Source organism: Pseudomonas sp. NPDC079367, from assembly GCF_044542195.1.
Taxonomy (GTDB): domain Bacteria; phylum Pseudomonadota; class Gammaproteobacteria; order Pseudomonadales; family Pseudomonadaceae; genus Aquipseudomonas.
Map to the genome: position 1 here is coordinate 53,361 of NZ_JBITTW010000039.1, position 7,600 is coordinate 60,960.

The following is a 7,600-nucleotide window of genomic DNA, read 5'->3' on the forward strand; positions in this document are numbered from 1 at the left end:
AGAGCAGGTGGCGCGTCATTGCGCCACCCGAGTCGTAGCGTTTCAGTCGCGTACCGGGCCCGGGGCCAGGACTTCACGCGAACCGTTGGTGTTCATTGAGGTAACGACGCCGGCCATTTCCATCGCCTCGATCATCCGCGCGGCACGGTTGTAGCCGATCTTCAGCTTGCGCTGAACGGCGGAAATCGACGCACGACGGCTTTCGAGGACGAACTGCACCGCTTCGTCATACAGCGCGTCGGCTTCCGGATCATCACCGTCGCCACCACCGCTACTGCCTTCAAAGCCGCTGCCCGCCTCTTCGACACCGTTGAGGATGTCGTCGTTGTATTCCGGCGCGCCGCGCAGTTTCCACGCCTCGACCACGCGGTGAACCTCATCGTCGGAGACGAACGCACCGTGGACCCGGATCGGCAGGCTGGTGCCCGGCGGCATGTAGAGCATGTCACCGTGACCCAGCAGTTGCTCGGCGCCACCCTGATCGATGATGGTTCGCGAGTCGATCTTGCTCGAAACCTGGAACGCCATGCGAGTCGGGATGTTGGCCTTGATCAGACCAGTGATCACGTCGACCGAAGGACGCTGGGTCGCAAGAATCAAGTGAATCCCCGCCGCACGCGCCTTTTGCGCAATACGGGCGATCAGTTCTTCAACCTTCTTGCCGACGATCATCATCATGTCGGCGAATTCGTCGACCACCACGACGATGGTTGGCAGCTTTTGCAGCAGCGGCGCTTCATCGTGAATGCTTTCGCGCTTGTACAGCGGATCGCTCAACGGTTCTCCGGCATCCTGGGCCTCCTTGACCTTGGCGTTGAAGCCGGACAGGTTACGCACGCCCATCTTCGCCATCAGCTTGTAGCGACGCTCCATTTCGGCAACGCTCCAGCGCAGGGCATTGGCAGCGTCTTTCATATCGGTCACAACCGGGCACAGCAGGTGCGGAATGCCTTCGTAGATCGACAGTTCGAGCATCTTCGGGTCGATCATGATCAGCTTGGCGTCTTCCGGGCCGGACTTGAACAGGATCGACAGGATCATTGCGTTCACGCCCACGGATTTACCGGAACCGGTGGTACCGGCCACCAGCAAGTGCGGCATCTTCGCCAGGTCGGTGATGACCGGCTTGCCGCCGATGTCATGACCGAGCGCCAGGGTGACAGGCGATTTGAAGTTGTCGTACTCGGGGGTCGACAGCACCTCGGAGAAACGCACGATCTGGCGGTCTTCGTTGGGGATTTCGATACCGACGGTAGTCTTGCCCGGAATCACCTCGACCACCCGCACACTGGTCACCGCCAGCGAACGTGCGAGGTCCTTGGCCAGGTTGGCAATGCGGCTGACTTTCACGCCTGCAGCCGGCTGGATTTCGTAACGGGTAATCACCGGGCCCGGATGGATCGAATCCACCGTGACCTCGACACCGAACTCCTTGAGCTTGATTTCCAGCAAGTGACCGACCGCTGCCAGCGACTCGGGCGAATAGTTGAGCTGTTTCTTTTCCGCAGGATCAAGAATCGAGATCGGCGGCAACGTGCCTTCCACCGCGCTGTCGACGAACAATGGCGCCTGCTTCTCTTTCTGCACGCGCTTGCTCGGCTCTGGCGCCTTGGCCGGTGCCGGCGCAATGACCGGTGGCACCTGCTTCTCGCGGTCGGACATGTGCTTGCTCAGCGCTTGCTCGCGCTCGATGAGGCGTTCCTTGACCTTGGCCTGCTCGCGCTTGTCGGTGACAGTCGGTGCAACCACATCGTGGACGCGGTCATCGACCTCACGCAATTGCGCGACCAGTTGTTTGCGCTCGGTGCGCGCCGACCACCAGCGGTTGAGCGCCCCCTGGAACAGTTCGAACAGGTCGAGGGTGATCTTGCCGGTGACGTCCATCACCTTGAACCACGACAGATCGGTGAATACGGTCAGACCGAACAGGAACAAAGCGATAAACAGCAGCGTACTGCCCTGAATGTTCAGCGCATTCTTCGCCAGATCGCCAAGGCTTTCGCCCAGGGCCCCGCCAGCGCCGGCCGGCAAACCGGTCGCGGCGTGGAAATGAATGTGCGCCAGCGCAGCACCGGAGAGCACGAGGAATACCAGACCGATCAGGCGCCAGGAAAACAGCCAGCCGCTCCACTGCCACGGTTCATGGCGTTGACGGAAGATCTGATACGCCTTGACCGCCAGCAGCAACGGGAAGATATAGGCGAAGTAGCCGAGCACCATGAACAGGATATCGGCGCTGTACGAGCCGGCCGGGCCGCCGAAGTTCTGCACATCGTCGATCTTGCTGTTATGGCTCCAGCCCGGATCGTCCTTGCCGTAGGTCAGCAAGGCCATCATCAGGAACAGGCACAAGGCGCCAATGGCAATCAATGCACCTTCCTTGAGCCGGTAGTGCAGTTGCTGGCGCCAGAGCGGAACGACTGTTTTGGGTGCTTCGGTGGTCTTCTTCAAAACGCTTCTTTTCCTGCGCCCGAGGCGCGTCCATCTATTGAATGACGATAAAAAACTGCCCAGTCCAGGCAGATAGAAAAGGTGAAAAGCTCAACTGAGACTACTTTTAACACTGTGCCACTGGTTTTATAAACACAGCCATAAACACGGTGCGCAACATAAAGTGCGTCACAACCCGGCATTGTACGGGTTTGCGCGTCCGATGCCATGCTTGCGGCCTCGACCTTGAGCATCGCCAAATGCACACGCACTGGGTTGCAATTGGAGCATGCATTGTCTTTTGTGACAAAGGCTTATGAGCTGTAATTGATGAACGTAGCGAAGCTTGCCAGCGCCACCGCACGTAAATGCCCAAAAGGCATCGATACGGTCACGCTTACGACCACGGACGACACATCAAGTTGCAGCTCAATGCGCAACCGCACCAGACATCTGTGCAGGACATCGGCGCCGTTTCGCGGCAAACTCTTTCACGGGCGTGCGCGCCCCTGACCGCCCTCCCCTTCTGCAAGCCTGGATGCCATGCTGACTTGGTTACAACGTACCTCCCTGACCTTTCCGCCACTGGAAAAAGCCATGCGCGAGCCGAACGGATTGCTCGCCGCCGGTGGTGATCTGTCCGCTGATCGCCTGATCCAGGCCTATCGCCATGGTTGCTTCCCCTGGTTTTCCGAGGGCCAGCCGATTCTCTGGTGGTCACCGGACCCACGCACCGTGCTGTTTCCCGACGAGCTGCACGTTTCGCGCAGCCTCGGCAAACTGCTGCGCAAGCAGCGCTACCAGGTGACCTTCGATCAGGATTTCGACGCCGTCATCCGTGCCTGCGCCGCGCCCCGCGACTACGCCGACGGCACCTGGATCACTGAGCCCATGCAAAACGCTTATGTGGAGTTGCATCGGCGTGGTTTCGCTCATTCGGTTGAGGTCTGGGACGATGGACAACTGGTTGGCGGGCTGTATGGCCTGGCGATGGGCCAATTGTTTTTTGGCGAGTCGATGTTCAGCCGCGCTGACAATGCTTCCAAATACGGCTTCGCCACACTGGTAGCGCATTTGAAAGCCACCGGATTTGTACTGATCGACTGTCAGATGCCGACCGATCACCTGCACAGCCTGGGTGCGCGCTCGATCCCGCGCGGCGAATTCGCCGAGTATCTGCAGCGTCATCTTGATCAACCGAATTCGGCGACCTGGGTTTGCTGAGCGACATTTGCGCAGGTGGCTTACACTTAATCCACCAGCTTATCCCGAGGGTTGATTCATGACCGAGTTGGCGCGTTTGAAGTTCTATGCCACTCAGCCCCATTCCTGCAGTTATCTGCCCGAGGAGCAGGCCACGACGCTGTTCCTCGACCCGAGTCAGCCCATGGATGTGCATGTCTACGCAGACCTGTCGGAAATGGGCTTTCGTCGCAGTGGCGATCACCTGTACCGGCCGCATTGCCAGAACTGCAATGCCTGCGTACCTGCGCGCATTCCTTCCGGGCAGTTCCTCGCCAATCGCCAGCAGAAGCGTATCTACAAACGTAACGCCGATTTGCAGGTGCAACCGGTCAAACCACAATTCAGCGAAGAGTATTTTGACCTCTACCAGCGCTACATCGAACAGCGCCATGCCGACGGCGACATGTACCCGCCGAGCCGTGATCAGTTTTCGACATTCCTGGTGCGTGACCTGCCCTTCTCGCGCTTCTATGAATTCCGGCTCGACGGACGGTTGCTCGCGGTGGCGGTGACCGATCTGCTGCCTAACGGCTTGTCGGCGGTGTACACCTTCTACGAACCGAACGAAGAACGCCGCAGCCTCGGTCGTTACGCGATCCTTTGGCAAATCGCCGAAAGCCAGCGGCTGGGGCTTGAGGCGGTGTACCTGGGTTACTGGATCAAGAACTGCAAAAAGATGAACTACAAGACGCAATATCGGCCCATAGAATTGCTGATCAATCAGCGCTGGGTCGTCCTGAACTAAACCTGCGGCCTAAACCCCTTGGCGTAAACCCCATTTTTCGGGCACAATGCACGCCGCTTTTGCCTGGCGCAGTTGCACCGGGCCATTCATTGGATACCGAGGGCTTTACTGCATGTCGAAAGAAGACAGCTTCGAAATGGAAGGCACTGTCGTCGACACCCTGCCCAACACCATGTTTCGTGTGGAGTTGGAAAATGGGCACGTCGTAACCGCGCATATTTCCGGCAAGATGCGCAAGAACTACATTCGTATTCTTACCGGTGACAAAGTGCGCGTCGAGCTGACGCCCTATGACCTGAGCAAAGGGCGTATCACTTACCGCGCTCGCTAATCAAGTCAATACAGAACGCCCGGGTTATGCCGGGCGTTTTTGTATCTGCGTTTTGAGGTTTTGGGACTGGCGGTTTCGCGCTTACAGCATGCAAATCAAAAGATCGCAGCCTCCGGCTGCTCCAACACAATGAGCGTTAGCTCGAGTACCGCTTTTGATCTTGATCCACCGGCGACGTCGGAAGGCTGAGCGGAGGGATTGATCCGGGCGTGGGAGCGCAGCGACCGTCTGGCGCAGCCAGACACAGCGCAAGGAGGTGCAGCGAAGCAAACCGTAGCCGCTGCGCCCGGATCAGTCCCGGAGCGAAGGAACCCGAGCCTGCGAGGGCCGAACGCAGGAGCTAGCGTTTTGGGTTACCTTTTTGGCGCTTGAAAAAGGTGACTCGCCGTAAGGGCGAAACAGCAATAAGCCATCCCCGCAGCAACGGATATGCACCCAAAGCCCAAAAACACCGGACAACAAAAAGGCGCCCGAAGGCGCCTTTCCAATCCACATCAAGCCGTCAGGCCATTTCTGCCGTAGTCTCGAAGTCAAACGTCAGCTCACCATCCTTGATGTCGATGTGCACCACACCGCCATGCTCCGCGAGTTCGCCAAACAGAATCTCTTCCGCCAGCGGACGCTTGATCTTGTCCTGGATCAGACGCGCCATCGGACGTGCACCCATCGCCGAGTCATAACCACCCGCCGCCAGCCAGCTGCGCGCCGCATCGGTCACCTCGAGCAACACACGCTTGTCTTCCAGCTGCGCCTGCAATTCGGTGAGGAACTTGTCCACCACGCTTTTGATGACCTCATGACTGAGGCGACCAAACTGGATAATGGTGTCAAGACGGTTACGGAATTCCGGCGTGAAACTCTTCTTGATCACTTCCATCGCATCGGACGAGTGGTCCTGATGGGTGAAACCGATCGAAGCGCGAGCAGCCGTTTCGGCACCGGCGTTAGTGGTCATGATCACGATCACATTGCGGAAATCCGCCTTGCGCCCGTTGTTGTCGGTCAGCGTACCGTGATCCATGACCTGCAACAGCAGGTTGAAGACTTCCGGATGCGCCTTCTCGATTTCATCTAGCAGCAATACGCAATGCGGCTGCTTGGTGATCGCCTCGGTCAGCAGACCGCCCTGATCAAAACCGACATAGCCCGGAGGCGCACCGATCAGACGCGATACGGTGTGCCGCTCCATGTACTCGGACATGTCGAACCGCACCAGTTCAATGCCCAGCGCCTTGGCCAGCTGTCGCGCGGCCTCGGTTTTACCGACACCGGTAGGCCCGGCGAACAGGAACGAACCGACCGGTTTGTCCGGCGATTTGAGGCCGGCGCGGGACAGCTTGATCGCAGTCGACAGCGAATCAATCGCCGCGTCCTGACCAAACACCGTGAGCTTCAGGTCACGCTCAAGATTACGCAGCAGCTCCTTGTCGGAACTGGTGACGTGTTTTGGCGGAATTCGGGCGATTTTCGCAACGATGTCTTCGACCTGTGGCACTTCGATACGTTTAACGCGCATCTCCACCGGCTGCAGACGCTGGTAGGCGCCCGCCTCGTCGATTACATCGATGGCTTTGTCCGGCATATGCCGATCATTAATGTAGCGCGACGCCAGTTCAGCGGCGGCACGCAACGACTCGTCGCTGTATTCGATATTGTGATGCTGCTCGAAACGGCCTTTCAGCCCGCGCAGGATACCGATGGTGTCTTCCACCGACGGCTCCACGACATCGACCTTCTGGAAGCGACGCGCCAGAGCACGGTCTTTCTCGAAGATGCCGCGAAACTCCTGGAACGTGGTCGAGCCGATGCAACGAATGTCGCCAGACGACAGCAGCGGCTTGAGCAGGTTGGACGCGTCCATGACACCACCGGACGCAGCACCCGCACCAATGATGGTATGGATCTCGTCGATGAACAGGATCGCCTGCGGGCGTTTTTTCAGCTCATTGAGCAGCGCCTTGAAGCGCTTCTCGAAATCACCGCGATATTTGGTGCCCGCGAGCAAAGCGCCAAGATCGAGGGAATAAACAACCGCATTGGCCAGCAGATCCGGCACCTGGTTGTCGACGATGCGCTTGGCCAGGCCTTCGGCAATTGCGGTTTTACCCACGCCTGCTTCGCCGACCAGCAGCGGATTGTTCTTGCGCCGGCGCGCAAGGATCTGCGCGACTCGCTCAACTTCCGATTCACGACCGACCAGCGGATCAATGCGACCCTGGCGCGCAAGTTCGTTGAGGTTGCTGGCATAAGCATCCAGAGGATTGCCTGAAGAAGAAGACTCACCGCCCTCGTCGTCCTGCATATCTTGTTCACCTTCAGAGTGATCGCCGTGCCCCGGCACTTTCGAAATGCCATGGGCGATGTAATTGACGACATCAATGCGTGCCACGCTCTGCTGTTTCAGCAGGAACACGGCCTGACTCTCTTGCTCACTGAAGATGGCCACAAGCACGTTGGCGCCGGTCACTTCGCGCTTGCCCGAGCTCTGTACGTGAAAAACAGCACGCTGCAGGACACGCTGGAAGCCCAGGGTAGGCTGGGTTTCGCGATCCTCGTCATGCACGGGGATCAATGGTGTGGTGGAGTCGATGAACTCCTGCAGATCATGCTTGAGTTTGTCGAGGTTTGCGCCGCAGGCACGCAAAACGGTGGCGGCAGCCTCATTATCCAATAGGGCCAGCAGGAGATGTTCGACGGTCATGAACTCATGACGCTTCGAACGAGCCTCCTTGAAGGCAAGATTGAGGGTGACTTCGAGCACGCCCTATAACATAGCTTCACCTCAAACCCAAGTCCACGCCGATAAACCCTCCTACTACATTTCACACAGTACCGTATGCTCGCTATCA

The 7,600-nt window shown here is 58.3% G+C and carries 5 protein-coding genes; 3 read left to right on the forward strand and 2 right to left on the reverse strand.

What is annotated here, in order from left to right; translation table 11 throughout:
• Positions 1 to 42: 42 nt before the first annotated feature.
• Positions 43 to 2,451, reverse strand: a complete 2,409-nt coding sequence (gene ftsK / locus ACIGDJ_RS23235; protein WP_313002386.1) for a DNA translocase FtsK — start codon at positions 2,449 to 2,451, stop codon at positions 43 to 45.
• Between the two features lie 522 nt (positions 2,452 to 2,973).
• Here ftsK and aat point away from each other — a divergent pair.
• The 3 genes from aat (at position 2,974) to infA (ending at position 4,751) form a co-directional block, all read left to right on the forward strand.
• Positions 2,974 to 3,654: a leucyl/phenylalanyl-tRNA--protein transferase gene (aat, locus tag ACIGDJ_RS23240; protein WP_101159099.1), complete on the forward strand. Its 681-nt coding sequence runs from the start codon at positions 2,974 to 2,976 to the stop codon at positions 3,652 to 3,654.
• Positions 3,655 to 3,712: 58 nt separating this feature from the next.
• Entirely contained in the window at positions 3,713 to 4,420 is a 708-nt protein-coding gene (locus ACIGDJ_RS23245; protein WP_101159100.1) for an arginyltransferase, read from the forward strand.
• Positions 4,421 to 4,532: 112 nt separating this feature from the next.
• Positions 4,533 to 4,751, forward strand: coding sequence for a translation initiation factor IF-1 (infA, locus tag ACIGDJ_RS23250; RefSeq protein ID WP_002553999.1), 219 nt, complete (start codon positions 4,533 to 4,535; stop codon positions 4,749 to 4,751).
• A 502-nt stretch (positions 4,752 to 5,253) separates the two neighbouring features.
• Here the strand turns inward: infA and clpA are convergent.
• Positions 5,254 to 7,512 carry an ATP-dependent Clp protease ATP-binding subunit ClpA gene (gene clpA, locus ACIGDJ_RS23255; protein WP_397504624.1) on the reverse strand — a complete coding sequence of 753 codons (2,259 nt, stop codon included), beginning with the start codon at positions 7,510 to 7,512 and terminating at the stop codon, positions 5,254 to 5,256.
• Between the last annotated feature and the right edge of the window lie 88 nt (positions 7,513 to 7,600).